Origin of the sequence: Streptomyces sp. PsTaAH-124, from assembly GCF_000373685.1 — a bacterium.
Taxonomy (GTDB): Bacteria; Actinomycetota; Actinomycetes; order Streptomycetales; family Streptomycetaceae; genus Streptomyces; species Streptomyces andamanensis.
The window spans coordinates 45,439-71,336 of sequence record NZ_KB892169.1 but is presented as its reverse complement, the minus strand read 5'-3'; the positions used below and the strand labels follow the sequence as shown (position 1 = coordinate 71,336).

18 protein-coding genes and 1 pseudogene are annotated in these 25,898 nt (G+C 75.4%); 15 read left to right on the top strand and 4 right to left on the bottom strand.

From position 1 onward, the window contains the following. The first annotated feature begins 324 nt into the window (after window positions 1-324). The 3 genes from cobT (at window position 325) to B086_RS46235 (ending at window position 4,463) form a co-directional block, all read left to right on the top strand. Window positions 325-1,464, top strand: a complete 1,140-nt coding sequence (cobT, locus tag B086_RS0115790) for a nicotinate-nucleotide--dimethylbenzimidazole phosphoribosyltransferase (RefSeq protein ID WP_018567388.1) — start codon at window positions 325-327, stop codon at window positions 1,462-1,464. Between the two features lie 121 nt (window positions 1,465-1,585). Continuing rightward, the gene (locus tag B086_RS0115785) at window positions 1,586-3,385 is read left to right on the top strand and encodes a phosphatidylglycerol lysyltransferase domain-containing protein (RefSeq protein ID WP_018567387.1); all 1,800 of its coding nucleotides are present in this window, start codon (window positions 1,586-1,588) and stop codon (window positions 3,383-3,385) included. 91 nt (window positions 3,386-3,476) lie between these two features. Beyond that, entirely contained in the window at window positions 3,477-4,463 is a 987-nt protein-coding gene (locus tag B086_RS46235) for a hypothetical protein (protein WP_018567386.1), read from the top strand. 493 nt (window positions 4,464-4,956) lie between these two features. On the opposite strand, the pseudogene B086_RS40085 reads toward B086_RS46235, so the two are convergent. Further along, window positions 4,957-5,712, bottom strand: a pseudogene (locus tag B086_RS40085) (hypothetical protein); the annotation flags it as partial. 79 nt (window positions 5,713-5,791) lie between these two features. Between B086_RS40085 and B086_RS0115770 the strand changes: the two are divergent. Together B086_RS0115770 and B086_RS45915 are read left to right on the top strand one after the other, a co-directional pair. After that, window positions 5,792-6,640, top strand: a complete 849-nt coding sequence (locus B086_RS0115770; protein WP_026252466.1) for an adenosylcobinamide-GDP ribazoletransferase — start codon at window positions 5,792-5,794, stop codon at window positions 6,638-6,640. 113 nt (window positions 6,641-6,753) lie between these two features. Next, a complete protein-coding gene (locus tag B086_RS45915) occupies window positions 6,754-7,599 on the top strand; it encodes an RDD family protein (RefSeq protein WP_037873575.1) in 846 nt (281 codons plus the stop codon). Here B086_RS45915 and B086_RS0115760 read toward each other — a convergent pair. Next, entirely contained in the window at window positions 7,559-8,461 is a 903-nt protein-coding gene (locus tag B086_RS0115760; RefSeq protein ID WP_018567383.1) for an endo alpha-1,4 polygalactosaminidase, read from the bottom strand. The genes B086_RS45915 and B086_RS0115760 overlap by 41 nt on opposite strands. Window positions 8,462-8,768: 307 nt before the next feature. Here B086_RS0115760 and B086_RS0115755 point away from each other — a divergent pair, with 307 nt between their 5' ends. The 7 genes from B086_RS0115755 (at window position 8,769) to B086_RS0115725 (ending at window position 19,461) form a co-directional block, all read left to right on the top strand. After that, window positions 8,769-10,304 (top strand): leucyl aminopeptidase, encoded by a 1,536-nt coding sequence (locus B086_RS0115755; RefSeq protein ID WP_018567382.1) that lies wholly within the window; start codon window positions 8,769-8,771, stop codon window positions 10,302-10,304. A gap of 268 nt (window positions 10,305-10,572) precedes the next feature. Beyond that, window positions 10,573-11,961: a dihydrolipoyl dehydrogenase gene (lpdA, locus tag B086_RS0115750; RefSeq protein ID WP_018567381.1), complete on the top strand. Its 1,389-nt coding sequence runs from the start codon at window positions 10,573-10,575 to the stop codon at window positions 11,959-11,961. Window positions 11,962-12,022: 61 nt separating this feature from the next. Beyond that, entirely contained in the window at window positions 12,023-13,819 is a 1,797-nt protein-coding gene (gene sucB, locus B086_RS0115745) for a 2-oxoglutarate dehydrogenase, E2 component, dihydrolipoamide succinyltransferase (protein ID WP_018567380.1), read from the top strand. Between the two features lie 219 nt (window positions 13,820-14,038). After that, window positions 14,039-14,662, top strand: coding sequence for a GntR family transcriptional regulator (locus B086_RS0115740; protein ID WP_018567379.1), 624 nt, complete (start codon window positions 14,039-14,041; stop codon window positions 14,660-14,662). Between the two features lie 262 nt (window positions 14,663-14,924). After that, the gene (gene aceE / locus B086_RS0115735) at window positions 14,925-17,627 is read left to right on the top strand and encodes a pyruvate dehydrogenase (acetyl-transferring), homodimeric type (RefSeq protein WP_018567378.1); all 2,703 of its coding nucleotides are present in this window, start codon (window positions 14,925-14,927) and stop codon (window positions 17,625-17,627) included. 144 nt (window positions 17,628-17,771) lie between these two features. Continuing rightward, entirely contained in the window at window positions 17,772-19,001 is a 1,230-nt protein-coding gene (locus B086_RS0115730; protein ID WP_018567377.1) for a helix-turn-helix transcriptional regulator, read from the top strand. Next, on the top strand, window positions 18,943-19,461 hold the full coding sequence (locus B086_RS0115725; RefSeq protein WP_018567376.1) for a DUF4240 domain-containing protein: 519 nt from the start codon (window positions 18,943-18,945) through the stop codon (window positions 19,459-19,461). Before B086_RS0115730 ends, B086_RS0115725 begins: the two co-directional genes overlap by 59 nt. A 92-nt stretch (window positions 19,462-19,553) precedes the next feature. Here the strand turns inward: B086_RS0115725 and B086_RS0115720 are convergent, their stop codons facing one another. Then, on the bottom strand, window positions 19,554-20,372 hold the full coding sequence (locus tag B086_RS0115720) for a peptidoglycan recognition protein (protein ID WP_018567375.1): 819 nt from the start codon (window positions 20,370-20,372) through the stop codon (window positions 19,554-19,556). A 362-nt stretch (window positions 20,373-20,734) separates the two neighbouring features. Between B086_RS0115720 and B086_RS0115715 the strand changes: the two genes are divergently transcribed. Continuing rightward, window positions 20,735-21,928 carry a MarP family serine protease gene (locus B086_RS0115715; protein ID WP_018567374.1) on the top strand — a complete coding sequence of 398 codons (1,194 nt, stop codon included), beginning with the start codon at window positions 20,735-20,737 and terminating at the stop codon, window positions 21,926-21,928. Between the two features lie 20 nt (window positions 21,929-21,948). Here the strand turns inward: B086_RS0115715 and B086_RS0115710 are convergent, their stop codons facing one another. Next, window positions 21,949-22,536, bottom strand: a complete 588-nt coding sequence (locus B086_RS0115710; RefSeq protein WP_018567373.1) for a GNAT family N-acetyltransferase — start codon at window positions 22,534-22,536, stop codon at window positions 21,949-21,951. 94 nt (window positions 22,537-22,630) lie between these two features. On the opposite strand from B086_RS0115710, the gene B086_RS0115705 reads away from it, so the two are divergent. Both B086_RS0115705 and B086_RS0115700 read left to right on the top strand, forming a co-directional pair. Then, window positions 22,631-23,527 carry a TIGR01777 family oxidoreductase gene (locus B086_RS0115705; protein ID WP_018567372.1) on the top strand — a complete coding sequence of 299 codons (897 nt, stop codon included), beginning with the start codon at window positions 22,631-22,633 and terminating at the stop codon, window positions 23,525-23,527. A 449-nt stretch (window positions 23,528-23,976) separates the two neighbouring features. Next, a complete protein-coding gene (locus tag B086_RS0115700) occupies window positions 23,977-25,458 on the top strand; it encodes an NAD(P)/FAD-dependent oxidoreductase (RefSeq protein WP_018567371.1) in 1,482 nt (493 codons plus the stop codon). Window positions 25,459-25,898 lie beyond the last annotated feature (440 nt).

Below are 25,898 nucleotides of genomic sequence, written 5' to 3'. Positions count from 1 at the left end.
CGGTGGGCGAGCGGGCGTACGGCGGGGAGCGGCCGGGGCGGCCGGTCGTGCGGCCACTGTCGACAATTCCCTGCAAAAGGGAACGTATGGGATCCGTGTCGCGGCCGGGAAGACGCCGTACGGGTGTGCCGACGGCCCGGCGCGCGGAGGCGACGGCGTCGGCGTGCGGGGGTGGCGGCGTCGGCCGTGCGGGGGTGGCGGCGTCGGCCGTGCGGGGGTGGCGGCGTCGGCCGTGCGGGGGTGGCGGCGTCGGCCGTGCAGGGGTGGCGGGGTCTTCGGGACGTGGGTCGGTCCCGTTCGGCCGGGGCCGGTACTGTTCGGCGAATGAGCTCGCTGAATCTCGACGACTTCTCCGACCTGATCGAGCGCCCCGACGGCGGAGTGCGGCGTGACGCCGAGGCGCGCCGGGAGCGTCAGATCGTGCCGCCCGGTGCGCTGGGCCGCCTCGACGACCTGGGTGAGTGGCTGGCCGCGGCCCAGGGCGCCGTACCGGTGCGGCCGGTCGAACAGCCGCGCGTCGTGCTCTTCGCCGGTGACCACGGCATCGCCGCGCTCGACGTGTCGGGCCGCCCGGCGGGCACCGCCGCGCAGTCGGTCCGGGCGGTGCTGGAGGGCGCGCGGCCGGTCTCCGTGCTGGCCCGGCGCCAGGGCGTGCCGGTGCGGGTGGTGGACATGGCCCTGGACTGCGAGCCCGGGGCGCTGCCCGAGGACGTCGTACGGCACCGGGTGCGGCGCGGCAGCGGACGCATCGACATCGAGGACGCGCTGACCCCCGAGGAGGCCGAGGCCGCGTTCCGGGCCGGGGTCGCGGTGGCCGACGAGGAGGCCGACTCCGGTACGGACCTCGTGGTGCTCGGTGACGTCAGCGTGGGCGGGACGACGGCGGCGGCGGTGCTGATCGCCGCGCTGTGCGGGACGGACGCGTCGGTGGTGACCGGCCGCGGCGGCGAGGCGATCGACGACCTGGCCTGGATGCGCAAGTGCGCCGCGATCCGGGACGCGCTGCGCCGGGCGCGGCCGGTGCTCGGGGACCAGCTGGCACTGCTCGGGGCGGTCGGCGGGGCCGATCTGGCGGCGATGACCGGCTTCCTGCTCCAGTGCGCGGTGCGCAAGCTGCCGGTGATCCTGGACGGCGTGGTCTCGGCGGCGTGCGCGCTGGTGGCGCAGCGGGTGGCCTTCCGGGCGCCGGACTGGTGGCTGGCGGGGCACGTCAGCGGGGAGCCGGGACAGGCCAAGGCGCTGGACCGGATGGCGCTGGAGCCGCTGCTCGACCACGCCGTACGGGTCGGGGAGGGCGCGGGCGCGCTGCTGGCGCTCCCGCTGGTGCGGGCCGCCGCGGACCTGGCGGCCGAGCTGCCCGAGACGGCGCCCGCCGCCGACGACGAGACCGACGCCGCCGCCGGGACCGTCGCGGCCGCCGCCGCTCCGGAGGACGAGCCCACGGACTACTCCGGCCTGGACTGACCCGCGGTCACCCCGCGGGGTGACGTGGCGGGCGGCACTCGCCCGGGGAACGGGACACGGCACGGTACGGCGCGACGCGCGTCCGTACCGTGCCGTGACGCCATGCATATGATCCGTATTCATGGGATATGCCCCGATCGCACCCGCATCCGCTCGCGTCGCCGGTCCGGGCCGTCCGACCGGCGCGACCGCGCGGCGGGCCGCCGCGTGGGCCGTCTGGTATCTGCGGGCGGTCGCGTTCGTCGACTTCCTCAGCGCGGTGTGGGTCTCCCTGGGCCAGGACGTGCGGCGGCACAACCAGGAGAACCTGTTCACCCCGTACCTGCTCACCGCCGGCTTCGCCTCCGGGGTGTTCGCCGCCTTCCTGGCCGTCACCATGCGGCGGCGCAAGCGGGCCGCCTGGATCCTGAACCTCGGTCTGAGCGCGCCGTTCCTCGGGCTGTTCGCCGTCGCGATGACGCTGCCGGAGATCCGCGGCTCCGCACAGAACTGGGTCTCGCTGGTCCTCACCGCCGCCTTCGTGGCCGCCCTGCTGCTCGGGCGGCGCGAGTTCTACGCCAAGGGCGACCGCGCCAACCCGAAGCTCGCCGCCCTCGTCGCGACGGCCGGGCTGCTGACCGCCTCGCTGCTGGCCACCCTGCTGGTGACGGTCACCAACCAGGCGCCGGACGCGGCCCGTTCGACCTGGCCCGAGCGCTGGCACTACGGCACGCTGCGGCTGGTCTCGGTGGCCGCGCCGGAGGCCAGGTTCCCCGGGATCGCCACCCCGCCCTGGGCGGACGTCTCCGTCAACGTGCTGTCCACGGCGCTGGTCCTCGCCGTCCTGTACGCCGCCTTCCGCTCCCGGCGCGCCGTCGACCCGCTCACCGAGGACGACGAGAAGCGGCTGCGCGAGCTGCTGGACCGGCACGGCGAGCGGGACTCGCTCGGCTACTTCGCGCTGCGCCGCGAGAAGAGCGTCGTGTGGTCGCCGACCGGGAAGGCGGCCGTCGCCTACCGGGTGGTGGGCGGGGTGTCGCTGGCCTCCGGGGATCCGCTGGGCGACCCGGAGGCGTGGCCCGGCGCCATCGGGCCGTGGCTGGCCGAGGCCAGGGCGCACGGCTGGATCCCGGCTGTGATGGGCGCGGGCGAGGAGGCGGGCACGGTGTACGCGCGCCACGGCCTGGACGCCCTGGAACTGGGCGACGAGGCGGTGGTGGAGGTCGCCGACTTCACCCTGGAGGGCCGGGCCATGCGCACCGTGCGCCAGGCCCACAACCGGGTGCGGCGGGCCGGGTACACCGTGCGCGTACGGCGGCACGAGGACATCCCGCCGGACGAGATGGCGTCCCTGGTGCGGCGGGCGGACGACTGGCGGGACGGGCCCACCGAACGCGGCTTCAGCATGGCGCTGGGCCGGCTCGGCGACCCGGCCGACGGCCGCTGCGTGATGCTGGAGTGCCACGACGCGCAGGGCGGTCTGCGCGCCCTGCTCTCCTTCGTGCCCTGGGGGCCGCACGGACTGTCCCTGGACCTGATGCGCCGTGACCGGGACGCCGAGAACGGCCTCATGGAGTTCATGGTCATCGAACTCCTCGGCCGGGCACGGGAGGTCCACGTCACCCAGGTCTCGCTGAACTTCGCGATGTTCCGCTCGGTCTTCGAGCGCGGGGCGCGGCTCGGGGCCGGTCCGGTGCTGCGCGTGTGGCGCTCGCTGCTCGGCTTCTTCTCCCGGTGGTGGCAGATCGAGTCGCTGTACCGCGCCAACGCCAAGTACCGGCCGGTGTGGGAGCCGCGGTTCCTGCTCTTCGAGAAGAGCGCGGATCTGCCGCGCATCGGCCTCGCGGCGGCCCGCGCCGAGGGCTTCCTGACCACCGGTCCGGCGGTGCGCGGGCTACCGGAGTGGCTGCGCCGCCGGGGGCGGCTGGAGACCCGGCGATGAGGGCGGGGACGCCGGGACCAACGGGAGCACTGGAACCGCCGGGGTCGCCGGGGGCGCGGCAGCGGTGCGCCGGGCACGGCGTACGGGCCTGATGGGGCGCGCCGTCCGCCGGGTCGGCGCCGAGTGGGCGCGGGTGTACGGCACCGTGCGCGGCCCGCTGCTGGGGCGCGGGCCGCGTGCGGTGCCGATGACGCTGGCCGCCGTGTGCCTGACGGCGCTGCTGTACTTCGCGCAGCACCGGCCGTGGGGGGAGGCCCTGGTGCGGCGGACCGGTGTCGTACGGGCCGACGACCCACTGTGGCGGGCCCTGCTGCACACCCCGCTCTCGCTGTGCGTCCCGGCGCCCGACCTGCCGGTGTGGGGTGCGCTGGCACAGGTCCTGTGCGTGTTCGGCGTCGCCGAGATCTGCCTCGGCCGGCCGCGCACCCTGGCCGTCGCCTACGCCGCCACGCTCACCGGCACGCTGTACGCGCGGCTCGGCCTCGCCCTGGGTCCGCACCGCCCGCTGGGTCTGCCGCCCGCCGACGCGCACGTCGTCGACACCGGCCCGTCGGCGGCCGTCGTCGGGCTCGCGGTGTACGTCGGCCTGCGCCACGGGGCGTACCTCACGGCGGGCGCGGTGACCGCGGCCATGGCCGCCGAGGCCGCCCTGAAGGACAACCTCGCGGGAAAGGAGCACCTGGCCGCGATCGCGGGCGCGGCACTGCTGTACGCCGCCCCGGCGGCCCTGCGCCGCACCCCCCGCCGCCCACCGCCTCCCCCGCCGCCGACGGCAGCGGCGGCCTGCGGCACCGCTTGCCGCGCGGGGGCGGAGACGGGGGCCGGGCCGGGGACCGGTCCGGGTGGCGTCGCCGGTCGTGGTCCCGGAGGCCGGGGCGGCCGGGTCGGCCGAGGCGGTGGATCCGGTCGAGCGGGCGGGGTTTGCGCCCGGACGGAGCCAGGGGCTGCGACCGCGGCCGCCGGGCCGGGGCCCGGGACGGCGTCCGGGCGCGGGGCCGCCATCTGGGTCCGGGCCGGGACCGGCGCGCGGAACACCGCCGGGGCGCGGGGCGGGCCCGGCGTCCGGCCGCGTCCGTGACACCTGACCCGGCGCCGCACCACGCGCGGAGGACGCCGGGGCTCCGGGTCCCTGGCCAGGAGGGCGCGTCCGGGCCGAACACCCGAGCCGGACCGGCACCCGAGCCGGGCCGCACCCTGCCGTCAGCCCGCGCCCGGTCGCGGTACCGCGGTCCCGGCCGGTACCCCCGCCCGAGCCGGGCCGCACCCGCACCCGCACCCGCACCGGACCCGCACCGGACCACGCCAGAGCCAGGCCACCCGAACCCGGCCCCCGCCGCACCGCTCGCGCCGGGTCCCGCCCAGGACCGGCCTCAGGTCCGGGCCGCGCCCCCACCCGGATCCCGGCCCTTCCCCCGGCCTCGTCCCTTCCCCCGGCTCCCTCGGCCTCGTCCCTCCCCCGGGTCTGTTCCCGGCTCCGCGTCCCGGACGGGGGCTCCGCCCGGTTCCGGGCGCGGGGCGGGGTCCGTCTCCGGGGTGGGGCGCGGTTCCGTCAAGGGGGGCGGGCCCGCCGTCGGGAGGGCGGGCGGGGACGTGGTCGGTTTGCCGGCGATCCAGTCCTGGAAGGCGCGGCGGGGTGCCGCCCAGCGGCGGTCGTGGCGGTGGGCGCGGAGGGCGGCGCGGGCGCGGGCGCGCGGGCGGTGGCGGTAGAGGTGCCGGGCCCAGTAGGAGCCGGGCCGGGCCAGCCGGACGGCGCCGACCAGGGCGACGAAGGGCACGATCACGCCGAAGACCGCCAGGCGCAGCTTGCCCTTGCCGAGCGCCACCAGGGAGAGGAGGAAGTTCGCGGCCACGCCCGCGATGACCGTCCCGCGGTCCTGGAGTTCACCGGGGGTGACGTCGTTGACGCCGAACGGGGAGAACCCGGCGAGGACCAGTCCGACCAGGGCCGCGGTGAGGACCACCACCTCGACGCTCTTGCGGCCCTCCTCGGTCCAGTAGACGTCGTCCAGGTGCAGCAGCAGCGCGAACTCGTCCAGGACGAGACCCACGCCCGTACCGAAGATCACCGCGAACACCGAGGCGCCCACGCCGTGCCTGCTGCTGGTGGCGATCGCGCCGAAGCCGCCCAGGACGGCGAGGACGACTCCGGGGACGACATGGTGGATGTGCAGCCCGCCCGCCTTGACGTTCCCGAAGGGGCCCCGGCCGGCCCGGATGAGACGGGTGATGACACGGGTGATCAGGAAGGTGGCGACGAACGCGCCCAGCGCCAGGAGCAGGGGCAGTTTGCCGGGTTCGACGATGTTGCGGTACAGCCAGTGCCCCATGGACAGCAGTCTGCCCCGTCCGCCGGGCGGTCGCCCGCCCACCGGCCCGCCGCGCGCGCCCCTCCCGTAGTCTGCCCGCGTGTCCGACCCCTCGTCCCCCTCGTCCCCCTCGTCCCCGTCGACCGCGCCCTCCTCCCCGTCCTCTCCCCCGCCGGGCTCGTGGACGCACGGGCCGCGGTTCGCCTTCGGCACGCTGACCGTGCTGCCGGTCCGGGTGCACCGCTGGGACCGGGGGGCGGCGCGCGGGGGGATGCTGTGCGCGCCGGTCGCCGGGCTCGTGGTGGGCGTGGCCGCGGCGGGCGCCGGGCTGCTGCTGCACCTGCTCGGGGCCGCTCCGCTGCTCGCCGCCGTCGCCACCGCCGCCGTGCCCGCCGTCCTGACCCGTGGTCTGCATCTGGACGGGCTCGCGGACACCGCCGACGGGCTGGGCAGCGGCAAGCCCGCCGCGGACGCGCTGCGCATCATGAAGCAGTCGGACATCGGCCCCTTCGGCGTGATCACCCTGCTGTTCGTGCTGCTCGCCCAGGTGGCCGCCCTCACCCAGGCGTACGCCGGATCGTGGGCGAGAGGCGCCCTCGCGGCCGTCGTCGCGGCGGCCGCCGCCCGGCTGGCGCTGACCCTGGCCGCGCGCACCGGGGTGCCCGCCGCCCGGCCCGAGGGGCTGGGCGCGGCCGTCGCCGGGGTGGTGCCGGTGCCCGCCGCGCTGGCCGTGGCGCTCGCCGTCACCCTGGCGGCGGGCGCGGCGGGCGCGGCCCTCGGCACGGGCACCGCCTGGCGCGCGGCCGCTGCGGTGCTCGCCGCGCTCGGCGCCGCGGAACTGCTGCTGCGGCACTGCACGCGCCGCTTCGGCGGCGTGACCGGCGACGTCTTCGGCGGCCTCGCCGAGACGGCGGCGACCTGCGCGCTGCTCGTCGTGTCACTGGGCTGAAACGATTCCCGCCGGACCCTTCGGCCGCCCGTCCCCCGCTCGCTAGTCTGAACAGCGGAACAGACAACGGGTGACGGGATCGGGGGACGTCTGTGCCGAAGCTACGCCGTGTCATGGCCTGGTTGATCGACTTCGCGCTGGTGGTCGCGGCGGCCTCCGCGCTCGCCGTGCTCACCTTCCACCGGATCGCCGCCCTGGTCACCGACGTACCCGAGCTGGCCACGCGCGGCGGCCTGGATCTGCTCGGCTCGCGCGGTGACGTCGTCGGCAGCTCCGAGCACCTGGGCCTCTCGCTGTGGAACAAGGCCGTGCTGTACGTGGAGCAGGGCTTCGCGCTGCTGGTGCTCGCCACCTTCCTCTACCAGTGGGCCTGCCTGGCGCTGGCCGGGCGCACGGCGGGCAAGGCGCTGCTCGGGCTGAAGGTCGCCCCGCTGTCGACGCTGTCCCGGCGGGGCCGCTCGGCCGCGGTCCGGGCCGCCGTCACCACCGCGGCCGACGTCGCCGTCTACGCGGTGGCCTGCGTGCTGCTGATCGAGGGGCACTTCCTGCTGTCGGTGCTGGTGTGGGCGGTGGCCGTGCTGCTCTTCCTGGTCAACGCGCTGCCGGTGCTGTTCCGCGGGCGCCGCTCGCTGGCCGACCGGCTGGCGCGGACGTCGGTCACCGGGCTGTGGCTGGGCGCCGCCCCCGGCGCACCGCTCCGCACGGCCCCGGACCTCACCGCGCCGGACGCACCGCCGGGTCCGGCGTTCCCGGCGCCCGCCGCGCCGGGGTTCCCGCCGCCCGCGGACCCGGGGTACCCGCCGATCGCCGCCCCGGGATACCCCGCGCCCGGCGGCGGCCAGGGACTTCCCCGGCCCGGCGGCGGCCCGGGATTGCCTCCCCCGCCCGGCCCCGGGTTCCCCCCGTCGGGTACGGGGTTCAGCACGCCCGGCGCCACGCCCCCAGCTCGTACTTCTTGAGCAGGGAGCTCAGTTCCAGCTCGCGGGACCGCGCGCAGAAGCGGCCGGTGGGCAGTTCGTACTCGGTGTGGAAGACGGCCTTGCCGGCCGCGACGAACGGCTTGAGCCGCGCGCACTCGCCGTACTGGGCGCACTGTTCGTTGACCGCGAAGTCGAAGTCGCCCACCAGCTCGGGGATCTGGTCCAGGTCGTTCTTCAGGCCGACCGACATGCCGCGCGCGTGGGCGAGGGAGGCGACGAGGCGGTTGTAGCGGAGCTGGTCGGCGGCGGTGAGCGGGAATCCGGTGCGGTTCCTGTAGCCGTCCATGTTGTCCGGCTCCACCGCGTCGAAGCCCTTGTCCCTGCACATGTCGAGGCGGGCCGCCAGCAGCGGCCGGAGGACGTCGGTGCGGCGGATGTCGAACCAGCGCTCGCCCTTCCAGCCGTTGCCCTCGCCGAGCACCGGGGCGGGGAAACGTCCGGCGTCGGGCCGGAAGTCCTCCCAGGCGCCGGTGGAGACGTAGCAGATGACCTTGCGGCCCGCGCGGTGCAGTGCGGCGACCGTCTCCTTCGAGTGGTCGAAGCCGTCGATGTCGTAGACCGCCGCGTCCACCGAGGTGTCGAGCCGGCCGCTGAGCTGCCACTGCCAACTGGTGCCCGGCCGGGGGCGCCAGCGGTCCGCCGGGGACGCGGTGGCCTTCCCGGTACGCGACTTGCCGTCGCCGCCGTCGCCGCCGTCGCGCGGGCCGCTCCCGCATCCGGCGAGCAGCAGGAGGACGAGCGCGACGAGCGCGGCCGGGCGGGCGGCGGACCGGAATCCGGCGGGAGCGGCGGGGCGGCGGGCAGGACGGGTGGTGGGGTGATCCGTGGGGGTGTGCACCATTCGATCATCGCCGATGCCCCACCGCACCCCGCCGCCAGGGCAGTTGGCTTCCCGGCGGCCTCCCGCGCACGCATGGTGCGGCGGTGCGCGGGGCATCCGGTGACGGCCGTGCCGCCGCCGGGTGAAGACCACGCGACGGATCGGCGTGCGGACGCGCGTAGGCTCGTGCCGGGTGATTGCCTGCCCGGGTGCAGACCGCACCGCAGATGGAGTCGGGTCCGACAGGGCCTGAGGTCGGTCGTCGGGCCCGGTCGACCCACCCGTATTCGGCCAACCACCTTTCACAGGGAAGCGAGAAATCACCACCGTGACTGCTCTCACTCTCAGCACCGCCGCGGCGCCCGGCCTGCGCGCCGACGCGATCGTCGTCGGTGTCGCCAAGGGCACATCCAGGTCCGGGACCCTGGTCCTCGCACCGGGCGCCGAGGCCGTCGACGCGGCCTACGACGGCAAGCTCGCCGCCGTCCTGGAGACCCTCGGCGCCTCCGGGGCCGAGGGCGAGGTCACGAAGCTGCCCGCGCCGTCCGGCTTCAAGGCCCCGCTCGTCCTCGCGGTGGGCCTGGGCGCCGAGCCCGAGAAGGACGCCGGGTTCGACGCCGAGGCGCTGCGCCGGGCCGCCGGTGTGGCCGCCCGCGCCCTCACCGGTGCGAAGAAGGCCGCGTTCGCGCTGCCGCTCGCGGACGCCGCCGACGCCGGCGCGGTCGCCGAGGGCGCGCTGCTGGGCGCGTACTCCTTCGACACGTACAAGGAGGAGGGCAAGGACGCCAAGGGCCGCGGCGGCAAGGCGCCGCTGGCCGACGCCGTGCTGCTCGGCGGCAAGCCCCGCGACAAGGCGTTCAAGGCGGCGATCGAGCGCGCCACCGCCCTCGCCGAGGAGCTGAACCGCGCCCGCGACCTCATCAACACCCCGCCCAACGACCTGAACCCGGCCTCGTTCGCCGCCGTCGCGCAGGACGCGGCCAAGGCGCACGGCCTGAAGATCCAGGTGCTGGACGAGAAGGCGCTCGCCAAGGGCGGCTACGGCGGCATCCTCGGCGTCGGCGCCGGTTCGGCGGCCGGGCCGCGCCTGGTCAAGCTGTCGTACACCAGCTCGAAGGCGAAGAAGCACCTGGCGCTCGTCGGCAAGGGCATCACCTACGACTCGGGCGGCATCTCGCTCAAGCCGGCCGGTCACAACGAGACGATGAAGTGCGACATGGCCGGTGCCGCCGCGGTCTTCGCCGCCGTCGTCGCCGCCGCCCGGCTGGGCCTGGAGGTCAACGTGACCGGCTGGCTGGCGCTGGCCGAGAACATGCCCTCCGGTTCCGCCACCCGCCCCGGTGACGTGCTGCGCATGTTCAGCGGCAAGACGGTGGAGGTGCTCAACACCGACGCCGAGGGCCGGCTGGTGCTCGCGGACGCGCTGTGGGCCGCCTCGCAGGAGAAGCCGGACGCCATCGTGGACGTCGCGACGCTGACCGGCGCGATGGTGCTGGCGCTCGGCAACCGCACCTTCGGGATCATGGCGAACGACGACGCGTTCCGCTCCGCGATCCACGAGGCCGCCGAGGAGGTCGGCGAGGAGGCGTGGCCGATGCCGCTGCCCGAGCACCTGCGCAAGGGCATGGACTCCCCGACCGCCGACATCGCCAACATGGGCGAGCGGATGGGCGGCGGCCTGGTCGCCGGTCTGTTCCTGCGCGAGTTCATCGGCGAGGGCATCACCTGGGCCCACCTGGACATCGCCGGTCCGGCCTTCAACGAGCAGGGCCCCTTCGGCTACACCCCCAAGGGCGGCACGGGCAGCGCGGTGCGCACCCTGGTCCGGCTGGCCGAGCTGACGGCCGCGGGCGACCTGGGCTGAGGCCCGCTCCCGCACCGCGGCGGCCCCGGGTGCCCGGCGCACCCGGGGCCGCCGCGTCCGGCGCACGGCGCGCCCCCGCGTCCCGGTGCGTGCGGCGGGTGGTATGTCTCACACCCCGGCCCCGCGTCTCGTTCACCCCCGACAAGTGCGAAGATGGGCGTCGGCAGGACAGGGCCCCCACCCAAAGGGCCGAAGAACGAGCGGCCGGACACAAGCCGCCCGCCGGTCACCGACGACCGGCACGGCGCACATGCATGGAGGACGTGACGTGGCGAACGACGCCAGCACCGTTTTCGACCTAGTGATCCTCGGCGGTGGCAGCGGCGGTTACGCCGCGGCCCTGCGCGGGGCGCAGCTGGGCCTGGACGTCGCCCTGATCGAGAAGGACAAGGTCGGCGGTACCTGCCTGCACAAGGGGTGCATCCCCACCAAGGCCCTGCTGCACGCGGGCGAGATCGCCGACCAGGCCCGCGAGAGCGAGCAGTTCGGTGTCAAGGCCACCTTCGAGGGCATCGACGTCCCGGCCGTCCAGAAGTACAAGGACGAGGTCATCTCGGGCCTGTACAAGGGGCTCCAGGGGCTCATCGCCTCCCGCAAGGTGACGTACATCGAGGGTGAGGGCCGGCTGTCCTCCCCGACCTCCGTCGATGTCAACGGCCAGCGGATCCAGGGCCGCCACGTCCTCCTGGCGACCGGTTCCGTGCCGAAGTCCCTGCCCGGCCTGACCATCGACGGCAACCGCGTCATCTCCTCCGACCACGCCCTCGTGCTGGACCGGGTGCCGAAGTCCGCGATCATCCTCGGCGGCGGTGTCATCGGCGTCGAGTTCGCCTCCGCGTGGAAGTCCTTCGGCACCGACGTCACCATCGTCGAGGGGCTCAAGCACCTCGTCCCGGTCGAGGACGAGAACAGCTCCAAGCTGCTGGAGCGCGCCTTCCGCAAGCGGGGCATCAAGTTCAACCTGGGCACCTTCTTCGAGAAGGCGGAGTACACCCAGGACGGCGTCAAGGTCACCCTCGCCGACGGCAAGGAGTTCGAGGCCGAGGTCCTGCTCGTCGCCATCGGCCGCGGCCCGGTCTCCCAGGGCCTGGGCTACGAGGAGGCCGGGGTCGCCATGGACCGCGGCTACGTCCTGGTCGACGAGTACATGCGCACCAACGTCCCGACCGTCTCGGCCGTCGGCGACCTGGTCCCCACCCTCCAGCTCGCGCACGTCGGCTTCGCCGAGGGCATCCTGGTGGCGGAGCGTCTGGCCGGTCTGAAGACCGTCCCGATCGACTACGACGGTGTCCCCCGGGTCACGTACTGCCACCCGGAGGTCGCCTCCGTCGGCATCACCGAGGCCAAGGCCAAGGAGATCCACGGCGCGGACAAGGTCGTCGCCCTGAAGTACAACCTGGCGGGCAACGGAAAGAGCAAGATCCTCAAGACCGCGGGCGAGATCAAGCTCGTCCAGGTCAAGGACGGTGCCGTGGTCGGCGTCCACATGGTCGGCGACCGCATGGGCGAGCAGGTCGGCGAAGCGCAGCTGATCTACAACTGGGAGGCGCTGCCGGCCGAGGTCGCGCAGCTCATCCACGCCCACCCGACGCAGAACGAGGCGCTCGGCGAGGCCCACCTGGCCCTGGCCGGCAAGCCCCTCCACTCCCACGACTGAGCCTTCGGTCAACGGGCGCGACGACACAGACTTCCGTACTTCGTAAGGAGCAACCGAAACCATGGCGGTTTCCGTAACCCTGCCGGCGCTCGGCGAGAGCGTCACCGAGGGCACTGTCACCCGCTGGCTGAAGGCCGAGGGCGAGCGCGTCGAGGCCGACGAGCCGCTGCTCGAGGTCTCGACCGACAAGGTCGACACCGAGATCCCCTCGCCGGCCGCCGGTGTGCTGGCCTCCATCAAGGTCGCCGAGGACGAGACGGTGGAGGTCGGCGCCGAGCTGGCCGTCATCGACGACGGCTCGGGCGCCCCCGCCGCTGCCGAGGCGCCCGCCGCCGAGGCCGCTCCCGCCCCGGCCGCCGAGCCCGCCCCGGCCCCCGCCGCCGAGGCCCCCGCCGCCCCTGCCCCGGCCCCTGCCGCGGAGGCGCCCGCCGCCCCCGCCGGTGGCGCCGAGGGCACGGACGTGGTCCTGCCCGCACTCGGTGAGTCCGTCACCGAGGGCACCGTCACCCGCTGGCTGAAGTCGGTCGGCGACTCCGTCGAGGCCGATGAGCCGCTGCTCGAGGTCTCCACGGACAAGGTCGACACCGAGATCCCGGCGCCCACCTCCGGCGTGCTCCTGGAGATCGTGGTCGGCGAGGACGAGACCGCCGAGGTCGGCGCCAAGCTCGCCGTCATCGGTGCCCCGGGTGCCGCTCCCGCGGCCGCTCCGGCTCCGGCCGCCCCCGCCCCGGCCCCCGCGGCCCCGGCTCCGGCTCCGGAACCGGCCGCCCCGCAGGCGCCCGCGGCCCCCGCTCCCGCCCCGGCCCCGCAGGCGCCCGCCGCTCCGGCCCCGGCCCCGCAGGCCCCGGCCGCCCCGGCTCCGGCGCCCGCCCCGGCCCCGGCCGCCGCTCCGGCCGCCCCCGCCCCGGCCGCCCAGGCGACCGACGACGGTGCCTACGTGACCCCGCTGGTGCGCAAGCTCGCCGCCGAGAACGGCGTCGACCTGGGCGCCGTCAAGGGCACCGGCGTCGGCGGACGCATCCGCAAGCAGGACGTGCTCGCCGCCGCCGAGGCCGCGAAGACCCCGGCCGCCGCCCCGGCCCCCGCCGCCGCTGCCGCGCCCGCCGCGAAGAAGGCCCCCGCCCTGGAAGCCTCCCCGCTGCGCGGCCAGACCGTGAAGATGCCGCGGATCCGCAAGGTCATCGGCGACAACATGGTCAAGGCCCTGCACGAGCAGGCGCAGCTGTCCTCGGTGGTCGAGGTCGACGTGACCCGGCTGATGCGGCTGCGCGCCCAGGCGAAGGACTCCTTCGCGGCGCGCGAGGGCGTCAAGCTCTCCCCGATGCCGTTCTTCGTCAAGGCCGCCGCGCAGGCGCTGAAGGCCCACCCGGCCATCAACGCCAAGATCAACGAGGCCGAGGGGACCATCACCTACTTCGACACCGAGAGCGTCGGTATCGCGGTGGACTCCGAGAAGGGCCTGATGACCCCGGTCATCAAGCACGCCGGTGACCTCAACATCGCCGGTATCGCCAAGGCCACGGCCGAGCTGGCGGGCAAGGTCCGGGCCAGCAAGATCACGCCGGACGAGCTGTCCGGTGCGACCTTCACCATCTCCAACACCGGTTCGCGCGGCGCGCTCTTCGACACGATCATCGTGCCGCCGGGCCAGGTCGCGATCCTCGGCATCGGTGCCACGGTCAAGCGTCCGGCCGTCATCGAGACCGAGGAGGGCACGGTCATCGGCGTCCGCGACATGACCTACCTGACCCTCTCCTACGACCACCGCCTGGTGGACGGCGCCGACGCGGCCCGTTACCTGACGGCGGTCAAGGCGATCCTGGAGGCGGGCGAGTTCGAGGTCGAGCTGGGCCTCTGACCTGTCCGCTCCCCGCAGGGAGCTGGTGCGGCGCCCCCGTCCGGAGCACTCCGGGCGGGGGCGCCGCCGTTTGCCGTTTCTTGGCCATCACGGCGTGTAAGCCTCGTCTCACCTGCGTGAAAGCGCCCGTATGCGCCCTTCCGCCGTGCGCGGACCGCCGTATTGTCTAAGCGTCAATGCCCCCGGGGGCCGACTTCGGTCCCGTGTTAAGGAGCCTCCATGACCGCGCCCGTCGTCCACTCGCTGCGCGAGCAGATCCGCGAGCACATCGTGGAGGGGATCGTCAGCGGGCGCTGGAAGCCGGGCGAGCGGATCGTGGAGCGGCGGATCGCGACCGAGCTGGAGGTCAGCCAGACGCCGGTGCGGGAGGCGCTGCGCGAGCTGGAGTCGCTGCGGCTGATCGAGTCGGCGCCCAACAAGGGCGTCCGGGTGCGCAATCTGACCGCCGCCGACCTGGAGGAGAGCTACCCGGTCCGGGCCGGTCTGGAGGCCATAGCGGCGGAGCTGGCCGCCGGACGGCTCGCGGAGGACTGCTCGGCCCTGGAGCCGCACGTGTCCGCGCTCTACGAGGCCGACCGGCGCGCCGACGGGACGGCGCAGGTGCGGCACACCGTGGGCTTCCACCGGGAGCTGGTGCGCGCCGCCGGGAACTCGGTGCTGCTGCACACCTGGGAGGGGCTGGGCATCGAGGTGTTCACGGCGCTGTCGATCCGCTGGCTGGGCACGGTGCAGCAGTCGTACGCGGAGGAGCACGAGGAGCTGGTGCAGGCGTTCCGGCGGCGTGATCCGCGGATCGCGGAACTGGTCAAGGCGCATGTCCTGGGGTGCGCTCCGCGCCCCTGACGCCAGTCGAGCACTTCCCCGCTCACCTGCGGAAACAGTTCGAAAATGGCGGCACGGCGTGCCTGTCCGAAAGGCACCGGGTGCCGACTTTCTCGGAATCGAGAGGTTTTCCCCCTCAACCCTTTGATCGATCATCGATCAGGGGGTTACAGTCGGCGACGGGCTCTGACCAGGGCCCTCCGCCCTGTCCTGCCAAAGACCTAGGGCACCCCCGAACCCTTACCAGATGAGGGAACCCCCTTCGACTGAGGAAGGCGGCGACATGACCGACCCCAACGCCATCCAGCCGAGCGAGCTCGACCAGCTCCCGGACCGCGACCCCGAGGAGACCGCCGAGTGGCGGGCCTCCCTGGACGCCGTCGCCCGGGCGGCCGGGCCGCACCGCGCGGCGTACCTGATGCGCCGCACGCTGGAGCGCGCGGAGGGCACTGGTGTCGCCCTGCCCAAGCTGCTGGAGACGGACTACGTCAACTCCATCCCGACCGCCGCGGAGCCGGCCGTCCCCGGTGACGAGGCCCTGGAGGCCCGTATCACCGCGTGGAACCGGTGGAACGCGGCGGCGATGGTGACCCGTGGCTCCAAGTACGGCGTCGGCGGCCACATCGCCACCTTCGCCTCGGCGGCCTGGCTGTACGAGACCGGCTTCAACCACTTCTTCCACGGCAAGGAGGGCGACGGCTCCGGCGACCAGCTGTACATCCAGGGCCACGCCTCCCCGGGCATCTACGCCCGCGCCTTCCTCGACGGCCGGCTCACCGAGCAGCACCTGGACCACTTCCGCCAGGAGGCCGGCGGCAACGGCCTGCCGTCCTACCCGCACCCGCGGCGCCTGCCCTGGCTGTGGGAGTTCCCGACCGTCTCCATGGGCCTCGGCCCGCTGTCGGCGATCTACCAGGCGCGCTTCAACCGGTACCTCACCAACCGCGGCATCAAGGACGTCTCGTCCTCGCACGTGTGGGCGTTCCTCGGCGACGGCGAGATGGACGAGCCGGAGTCGACGGCGGCTCTCGCGCTCGCCTCCCGCGAGGGTCTGGACAACCTGACCTTCGTCATCAACTGCAACCTCCAGCGCCTGGACGGCCCGGTCCGCGCCAACTTCAAGATCGTGCAGGAGCTGGAGGCCCAGTTCCGCGGCGCCGGCTGGAACGTGGTCAAGTCGCTGTGGGGCACCGCCTGGGACGAGCTGTTCCAGCTCGACACCACGGGCGCGCTGCTGCGCCGGCTGCGCCAGGTGCCGGACGCCCAGGTCCAGACGTACCAGACCCGGGACGCCGCCTACATCCGTCAGGACTTCTTCGGTGCCGACCCGGCGCTGGCCGAGATGGCGAAGCTGCTCAGCGACGACAAGATCGTCGAGTGCTTCCACTTCTCCCGCGGCGGCCACGAGGCCCGCAAGGTCTACGCCGCGTACAAGGCGGCCCTGGAGCACAAGGGCGCCCCGACGGTGATCCTGGCCCAGACGGTCAAGGGCCACACCCTCGGCGACGGCTTCGCCTCGAAGAACGCCAACCACCAGATGAAGAAGCTGACGGTGGACGAGTTCAAGGCGATGCGCGACCGCCTCGACCTGCCCATCAAGGACAGCGACTTCGCCGACGGCCAGGTGCCCTACGGCCACCCCGGCGCCGACTCCCCCGAGGTGCGCTACCTCCAGGAGCGCCGCGCGGCCCTCGGCGGCCCGGCCCCGGCCCGCCGGGTGCACCCGCTCGCGCCGCTGCCCGCGCCCGCCGACAAGGCGTTCGCCTCCTTCGACAAGGGCTCCGGCACCCAGAACGTGGCCACCACCATGGCCTTCGTCCGCCTGGTCAAGGACCTGGTCCGCGACAAGGAGACCGGCCGGCGCTGGGTGCCGATCGTCCCCGACGAGGCGCGCACCTTCGGCATGGAGAGCCTCTTCCCGTCCCTCGGGATCTACTCCCCCAAGGGCCAGACGTACGAGCCGGTCGACCGCGACCAGCTGATGTACTACAAGGAGGCGAAGAACGGCCAGATCCTCAACGAGGGGATCACCGAGGCCGGTTCGATGGCCGACTTCATCGCCGCTTCGTCGTCGTACGCGACGCACGGCGAGGCGATGATCCCGTTCTACATCTTCTACTCGATGTTCGGCTGGCAGCGCACCGCCGACCAGATGTGGCAGCTCGGCGACCAGCTCGGCCGCGGCTTCCTCGTCGGCGCGACGGCCGGCCGCACCACGCTGACGGGCGAGGGCCTCCAGCACGCCGACGGCCACTCCCCGGTCATCGCCGCGACCAACCCGGCGGCGCTCTCCTACGACCCGGCGTTCGCGTACGAGATCGCGGTCGTCGTCAAGGAGGGCCTGCGCCGGATGTACGGCGAGGCCGCCGAGGGCGAGGACCAGAACGTCTTCTACTACCTCACCGTCTACAACGAGCCGCTGCCGCAGCCGGCCAAGCCGTCCGGTCTCGGCATCGACGAGGGCATCGTCAAGGGCCTGTACCGCTTCAACACGGCGGAGTCGGCCGGTCTGTCCGCCCCGGCGAACGCCCCGCGGATCCAGCTGCTCGGCTCGGGCACCGCGATCCACTGGGCGCTGACCGCGCAGCGGCTGCTGGCCGAGGAGTGGGGCGTGGCCGCCGACGTGTGGTCGGCGACCTCCTGGACCGAGCTGCGCCGGGACGCCCTGGAGGCCGACGCGGCGCTGCTGCGCGGCGAGGAGCGGGTGCCGTACGTACGGCAGGCGCTCCAGGGCGCCGAGGGCCCGGTGCTGGCCGTGTCCGACTACATGCGCCAGGTCCCGGACCAGATCGCGCAGTGGGTCGAGCAGGACTGGTCCTCGCTGGGCGCCGACGGCTTCGGTCTGTCGGACACCCGTGACGCGGCCCGCCGCCACTTCGGTGTGGACGCCGAGTCGATCGTCGTCGCGGCGCTGGCCCAGCTGGCCCGGCGCGGCGAGGTGAAGACCTCGGCGGTCAAGGAGGCCCGCGAGAAGTACGGCCTGTAAGGGCCGGCGGACGCGACAGGCGGCGGAGGGGTACGGCAGCGGCCGTACCCCTCCGCCGCCGTCTGCGTCGTCCCCCCACCGTCCACCGGCCTCGTCGTCCCCGGCGTCCTCGTCGTTGTCGGTGGGGCCCGGCATGATGGCCGTATGCGTGCCGCCCGGCTGATCAGGATGGTGCTGCTGCTCCAGGCGCGGCAGCCGATGACCGCCGCCGAGCTGGCCCGGGAGCTGGAGGTGTCGGAGCGGACCGTCACGCGGGACGCGCAGGCGCTGTCGGAGGCGGGGGTTCCGGTCTACGCCGACCGGGGGCGGGCCGGCGGCTACCGGCTGGTGGGCGGCTACCGCACCCGGCTGACCGGTCTGGCGCGCGACGAGGCGGAGGCGCTGTTCCTCAGCGGCGTACCGGACGCGCTGCGCGACATGGGGCTGGCGGACGCCGCCTCGGCCGCCCGGCTGAAGGTGTCGGCCGCGCTGCTCCCCTCGGTGCGCGACGCCCCGCGCACGGCGGCGCAGCGCTTCCATCTGGACGCCCCGGCCTGGTTCCGCGAGCCCGAGGTGCCCGAGCTGCTGCCCGCCGTCGCCGAAGCAGTCCGGGCCGACCGGGTCGTAACCGTGCGGTACTGGCGCGGGGCGGGCGAGGACGGCGGCAGGGGCGAGGTGACGCGGGAGCTGGAGCCGTACGGGCTCGTGCTGAAGGCGGGGGTCTGGTACCTGTGCGCGCGGGTCGCAGAGGCCCGTGCGGCGGGCGGGGAACCGCCTTCCGCTCCCCCGGCCGCTCCCCCCGGGTTCCGCGTCTACCGGGTGGACCGCTTCACGGCGGTGGAGGCTCGGGAGGGGGACGGAGCGGGTGGGGACGGAGCGGGGTTCGCCCGGGACGAGAGCTTCGACCTGCCCGCGTTCTGGGCGGAGCGCGCCGAGCAGTTCGCCCGCTCGATCCTGCGCGCCGAGGCCGTCGTACGGCTGTCCGAGGAGGGTGTGCGGCGGCTGGCGCACGTCGTCGATCCGGTGGCCGCGCGCGCGGCGCTGGCCGGTGCCCCTCCCGCCGACGCGCACGGGCGGCGCACGGTGACCCTGCCGGTGGAGTCCGAGGAGGTCGCCCACGCCCAGCTCACGGCGCTCGGCCCGGAGGCGGAGGTGCTGGCCCCGCCGTCCCTGCGCGCCCGCCTCGCCCGCGACGCCCGGCGCCTGGCCCTGCTGTACGAGCCCATGGACGGGGATGGGGACGGGGGCTGGCCCGTGGACGGGGACGCGGCGGCGGACGCCCTTCCGCGGGCTCCGCGTGCGGCGCGCGGGGGCAGGGCCGATGCTGGACACCGTGATGGACGAGACGGAGTTCTGGGAGCTGATCGACGCGACGCGCGGGGCCGCCGAGGGTGATCCCGAGGAGCAGGCGGACCTGCTCGTGGAGCGGCTGCTCGCGTTCGACCCCGAGCGGGTCCTGGACTTCGCCCGGCACTTCGAGTCCCGCTACCACCGCGCCTACCGCTGGGACCTGTGGGGCGCCGCCTGGGTGCTGCTGGACGGGGCCAGCGACGACGCCTTCGACTTCTTCCGGTGCTGGCTGATCGGCCAGGGGCGGGAGGTCTTCGAGGGCGCGCTGCACGACCCGGACGCGCTGGCCGGGCTGCTCGGCGACTTCGACGAGGAGATCGACGGCGACGCCGAGGAGCTGGGGTACGCGGCCGACGAGGCCTACGAGCAGCTCACCGGGACGGTCGCCCCCGACCTGGGTATCCCGCCCGCCCCGGCGGAACCGGAGGGCACCCCGGTCGCGTTCGAGGACGACGACGAGCTGGCCCGGCGCTATCCGCGGCTGTGGGAACGCTTCCGGGACTGACGCGGCGCGGGCGGCGGCGGGTTCCGGGGGCACGGGGCCGCCGGGTGTACCGGGCCGCGCGGTCCCCGCCGGGCGGCTGCCGGGCCCGTGGGTCAGATACGGCCCTGGAGGCGGGCCGCCGTCTGCCGGATGGCGGGGAGGCGGACGGTGAGGGCGGCGCCCGGACAGTTGGTGCGGAAGCCGTCGGTGTGACCGGCCAGGGCCGGGAGCAGCGCGGTGGTGCCCGCGGTGTAGCGGGCGAGCCGGTTGCTGGAGACCAGGGCGACGCTGCCGCGCGGATCGACGCCCGCGAGGCCGAGCTTCCAGGCGGCCAGCGCGGCGATCGCATCGGTCATGGCGCGCGGCACGGGCGTCCCCGCGGTGAACGTGCCGATGGCCGCGATGCCCGCCGTGCGGTGGTTGAAGCCCTGGGTGTGGGCGCCGGTGACCGCCCGGTCGACGCCCCCGGCGCGGCCCTCGTAGATCGTGCCGCAGCGGTCGACGAGGAAGTTGTAGCCGATGTCGTCCCAGCGGCGGGCGCCGGTCTGGCCGGCGTAGAGGTGGCGGATGATCTGCGGGGCGTCGGCGCAGGCGTAGCCGTTGGGCGAGTCGGTGTGGTGGACGAAGACGGCGACGACCTTGTCGTCGTAGCGCGGGGGCGGCTGCACGCGCCGCGCGGTGGCGTCCAGCCAGGCCGAGCGGGGCACAATGCGCGGCCGGGGCGCTCCGTGCGCGACGGCGGAACCGGCCGGCGCCGCCTGCTCGGGCCGGGCGCCGGGTTCCTGCGCGTGCGCTCCGGCGTGCGCCCGTCCGGTCACGGTGCGGCCGACGCCCTCGGCGCCCAGCAGCAGCGCGCCGACGGCCGCGGCGGCGGGCAGGAGGCACAGCAGCGCGACGAGGGCGCGGCGCAGGCGCCGGGTACGACGGCGCACGGCCGTCAGCCGCCACGCCCCGTCCGGGCCGCCGCCGTTCCACCGGTTCCGGTTCCGGCCCCCGTCCCGTCCGCTCCACCGGCTCCGGGGCCCTCGCCACCGTCCGGCACTCCACCGCCACGGTCTTCGGGCACGCTCGGGCGGCCCGGGATCTCCCACTCCACGCATGGCTTCACGATCACCCCCATCCGCGCCGTCCGCGATGTGTGCTGTGCCACCTGGTGGAACCATCGTCCTGGTCCGGGGCGTTTCTCCGGGTACACGTACACACGGCCGGTTCCCGGACCCCTGTGCGTGACCGGTCACGCCGCTCACCGGGTCCGTCCCGGGGCGTGTCCGGGTCCGAGAGAAAGGCGGCCTGCGTGGATCTGCTCGACCTCGTGCTGCTGCTGGTCGTCGTGTTGTACGCGGCGTCCGGCTACCGGCGCGGTCTGGTGGCCGGCTGTGTCTCGCTGGCCGGTTTCGTGGGTGGCGCGGCCGTCGGCGTCTGGGTGCTGCCGTGGGTGATGGACCTGGTCACGCGCGGGAGCACGGCGGCGACGGTGACCGCCGTGGTCACGGTCCTGGTGCCCGCGGTCGCCGGGCACGAACTGGCGGGGCGCCTCGCGCTGCGGCTGCGGAGCCGCCTGGAGGGCGCCGGCGGGGGCTCGCTGCGGGCGGCCGACGGGATCGGCGGGGCCGCCGCGAACGCGGTGGCGGTGCTGATCGTGGCCTGGGTGGCGGCGAGCGTCCTGGGCGCCTCGTCCTCCCCCGTGGTGACGACGGCGATACGGGATTCGAAGCTGCTGGGCGCCGTGCAGGACGCGATGCCGGACACCACCCCGGCCTGGTTCTCGCGGGCCACCTCCGCGCTGACCGAGGCGGGCTTCCCGCAGGTGTTCAACCCGTTCGAGAACGAACCGGCGGCCGGGGTCGCCCGGCCCTCCGGGGACAGCGTCACGGCGAGCGCGACGAACGCCGCCCGGCTCAGCACGGTGAAGATCGAGGGCTCGTCGGGCGACCAGGGCCGCGAGGGCAGCGGTTTCGTGTTCGCGCGCCAGCGCGTGATGACCAACGCGCACGTGGTGGCGGGCATCGACGCCCCGTACGTGCAGATCGGCGGCGTCGGGCACACGTACGCCGCGCGGGTGGTCCTGTTCGACCCGGACCGGGACGTGGCCGTGCTCTACGTCCCCGGGCTGCGCGCCCCCGTGCTGCGGTTCGACGGCACCGCGGGGCGCGGCGACGCGGCCGTGGTCGCGGGCTATCCGCAGGACGGCGGCCTCGACCTCCAGGCGGCGACGGTGGCGAACCGGATCCGGGCCACCGGCCGGAACATCTACAACAGCGCCACCGTCACCCGGGAGATCTACTCGATCCGCTCCACGGTCCGGCCGGGCAACTCCGGCGGCCCGCTGCTGACCACGGACGGCCGGGTCTACGGCATGGTGTTCGCCCGTTCCACCTCGGACGCCGAGACGGGGTACGCGCTGACCGCCGCCGAGGTCGCAGCGGACGCGCGGCGGGCGGCGGCCGCCACGGCGGCGGTGGACACGGGCCGGCTCGTCGCCGCCTGAGGCACCGGGCCGCGTGCGGCTCAGATCAGCGAACGGCCCATCAGGACGTCGTCGACATAGGCGCCGTCCAGGAAGAACTCCCCGGGCTGGACGCCCTCCACGACGAAGCCCTCGGACTCGTAGAGCCTGCGGGCGGGGGTGTTGGGGCCCAGCACGCGCAGGGTGATGCGGCGGGCGCCGAGGCGGCGGGCCTCCTCGACGGCGGCGCGCACCAGGGCGCGGCCCGTTCCGGCGCCGCGGGCCTCCTCGGCGACGGCGAGGCCGCGTATCTGCTGGACGTGCGTGTTGGCGGCCAGTTCGGTGGGGTGGCCGAGGCGGACGTAGCCGACCGGGCGGCCGTCGAGTTCGGCGACCAGATGGTGGTCCGGTCCGGTGCGTTCGGTGAAGAACGGCGGGTACGGCTCCTCGGGGCGCGGCTGCACCGAGTGCAGCGGGGACCAGGTGGCCCCGTCGAGCCGGGCCAGGGCCTCTTCGTCCGCCGCTCGGGCCCGGCGGATGCGCGGGGCGGCCGGGGGCGCGGGGGCGGCGGCGCCGGGCGCGGGGGCGGCGCCGTCGGATATGCGGGCGCTGTCGGTGCTGTCGGTGCTGCTGTCTGTGCTGTCGGGCATGGGGGCACTGTAGGTGCGGCCCGGGTGGCTGTCCCGGGGATTTCCGTGGCGGGGCGCGGGGGTGGGAGGGGCACGCCGGGGCAGGATGGGGCGCATGGAACGTTCACGCATCGCGGTGGCCGGCGCGTCCGGTCTGATCGGCAGCGCGCTGGTGCGGTCCCTGGCCGCCGACGGGCACGAGGTGGTGCGCCTGGTGCGCCGGCCGGTGCGCGGCGCGGACGAGGTCCGCTGGGACCCGGAGCGGCAGTACGTGGACACGGCGGGGCTCATCGGCTGTGACGCGGTGGTCGATCTGGCGGGCGCGGGGGTCGGCGACCACCGCTGGACGGACGCGTACAAGCGGACGCTGCGCGACAGCCGCGTGCTCGGCACGGCGGCGCTGGCCGAGGCCGCCGCCGCCCTGGACACCCCGCCACGGGTCTTCGTCGGCGGCAGCGCGATCGGCTTCTACGGCGACACGGGCCAGGCGGCCGTGGACGAGGACGCGCCGCCCGGCGACGGGTTCCTGGCCGCGCTGTGCGTGGAGTGGGAGGAGGCGGCGGCCGCGGCGCAGGAGGCGGGCGTGCGGACGGTGTTCGCGCGCACCGGTCTGGTGGTGGCCCGTGAGGGCGGCGCGTGGGGGCGGCTGTTCCCGCTGTTCAGGGCCGGGCTCGGCGGGCGGCTGGGCGACGGGCGGCAGTACTGGTCGTTCATCGCGCTGCACGACGAGGTGGCGGCGCTGCGGCATCTCATCGACACCGAGTCGCTGTCCGGGCCGGTCAATCTGACCGCGCCCGAACCGCTGACGAACCGTGAGATCACCGCGGCGATGGCCCGGGTGCTGCACCGGCCCGCGCTGCTGCCGGTCCCGGCGCCGGTGCTGCGGGCCGCGCTCGGGGAGATGGCCGGGGACGTGCTGGGCAGCGCGCGGGTGCTGCCGCGGCGGCTGCTGGAGTCCGGGTTCGTGTTCGCCTTCCCCGGGATCGAGGACGCGGTGCGGGCGGCGCTGTGAGGACACCGTTCCGGGGGCGGAGGCCGCTCGGCGCGCGGTCCCGCGGACGGGGCGCCCGGGTCCCGTGGGCAGGCTCGCCGGAAGCCGCCGGGAGCCACCGGGAGCCGCCGGGAGCTGAGGGTCGTGGGCGCGGCGCCGGGGCGGGCGCGGCCGTGGTCCGGGGAGGGCGTGCGGGAGGCCGTGGTGCGGGGTGGGGCGTACCGGCCGGCCGTGGTGCGGGAAGGGGCGTACGGGAGGCGGTGGGACGGGCGGGGTGGGCCGGGCGGCGGTGGCCTCGGGGCGGGCGCCGTGCGCGTGCGGCCGTATGCGACCGCCGTGCGACCGTGCCCTGTCCATGCGCGACTGCCCCTGACCGGACGGCGCCCTAATCTCGTGCCGAACTCGGGTATTCCTCAAGCCGGTCGAGGGCATCACCGCCCCACCGGTCGCGCAACCTCGAGGAGGGGCACGTGCTTGAGCCCGCGTACCAGGTGGATGTCGTGGTGGTGGGAGCCGGGGTCGCCGGACTCTCCGCGGCGCATCGGCTGACCAGCGCAGGAGTGACGACCGCGGTCCTGGAGGCCGCCTCCTTCGTGGGCGGTCGCATGGCGACGGAGAAGACCGACGGGTTCCGGCTCGACCGGATCGGACAGCCGCTGTTCACGTCGTATCCCCAACTGGCCCGCAGTCCCGGGCTGGACGCGCTCGTGCTGCGTCCCTTCGCGCCGGGGGTCCTGCTGCACCACGACGGGCGGCGCCACCGGGCGGGTGCCCCGGCGGGCGCCGGAAGCGCGCGGAGCGCACTGCATGCCGTGCGCGCCCTGGCGAGCGCCCCCCGTTCCGCGGCGCTGCCCGGCGGCCGGGGCGTCCGGGCCCTGCGTCCCGTGCCGCCGCCGCGGTCCCGGGCGGCCCGGCCCGACGACTTCGCCGCACCCGGTTCCGCGGCACCGGCCCGGCCCGGCCGCTTCGCACCGGCGGCCGACCGCGCCCAGCCCTTCGGCATCGGCACCCCGCTGCGGGTGCGCGCCGCCCTGGCCCGGATCGCCGCCACCCCGGTCGAACGCCTCCTGGCCCGCCCGGACGTGCCCGCGGCCCAGGCCCTTGCGGAGCGCGGGCTGCCCGCCCGCACCGTCGACGGCTTCCTGCGGCCGCTGCTGTCCGCGCTGCTGTGCGACCCGGACCTCACCACGTCCAGCCGCTGCGCCGACCTGGCGCTGCGCGCCTTCGCCACCGGGCGGCTGTGCCTGCCGGAGGGCGGCGCGGAGGTGCTGCCGGAACTCCTCGCGAGCACGCTGCCGCCGGGCACCGTGCGCACCGGCGTGCGGGTCACCTCGGTGTCCACCAACACGGTGACCACGGCGGAGCACGGCGAGATCCGCTGCCACGCGGTGCTGGTGGCCACCGGCGCGCGGACCGCCGCCACGCTGCTGCCCGGACTGCGGGTCCCCGGCTTCCACCCGGTGACCGTGGTGCACCACACCACGGACGAGCCGCCCGGGACGGGCGCGCACCTGCTGCTCGACGCGGAGCGGGGCGGGCCGGTCGCGCACACGGCCGTGGTGAGCCACGTGGACCCGTCCCGCGCCCCGGCCGGGCGCGCGCTGGTCTCCTCCACGGTCCTGGGCACGCCGTCGGCCGACGTCGACACCGCCGTACGCCGTCATCTGGCCCGGCTGTACGGCACCTCGACCGACCGCTGGGAGACGCTCGCCGTCCACCACCACGCCGAGGCGGTGCCCGCGATGCGCGCGCCGCACGATCTGCGGCGGCCGGTGCGGCTGCTGGCCGGGCTCTACGTGTGCGGTGACCACCGCGACACCAGCACCCTCCAGGGCGCCCTGCACTCGGCCCACCGCGCCGCCGCCGCGATCCTCGCCGACCTCGGCACGGGCCGCCCGATGCACAGCGCGGACCCCCTCCCGACGACTACGCCGCGGGCGGCGGCGGCCTGAGGGGGATCCCCTCCGGGGGTGCGGGAAGAGGCGGGGCCCTTGGGCCCTGGGGGCTGGGCCCAAGGCCGGTGACCCAGAAGCCAGAGCCCGGTGGGCCCGGGGACCGGCCGGTGGGCCCAGGGTTCTCGCCCCCGCCGCCCCTTCCCGTCCCGTCCCCAGGGGCTTCGCCCCTTCGGCCCCACCGGGGCTCCGCCCCTGGACCTCGGCGGGCTCGCCCGAGGGCACCCGGGCCAGCCCCTCGGCGGGGCGCAGCGGCGGCCCGCAGGGCCTCCCGAGACCGCCGCGGACGCGACCGGGTGGCCGGGCCGGGGACGGTCACGGCCACGCGGCCCGTTCGGTGCCGACGCGAGCCGCGCGGCCGGCCGGGCGCGACACGGACGGTGCCGGTGCCGCCACCGGGCGGCCGGCCGGGGGCAGTCACGGCGACGCGGTCCGGTCGG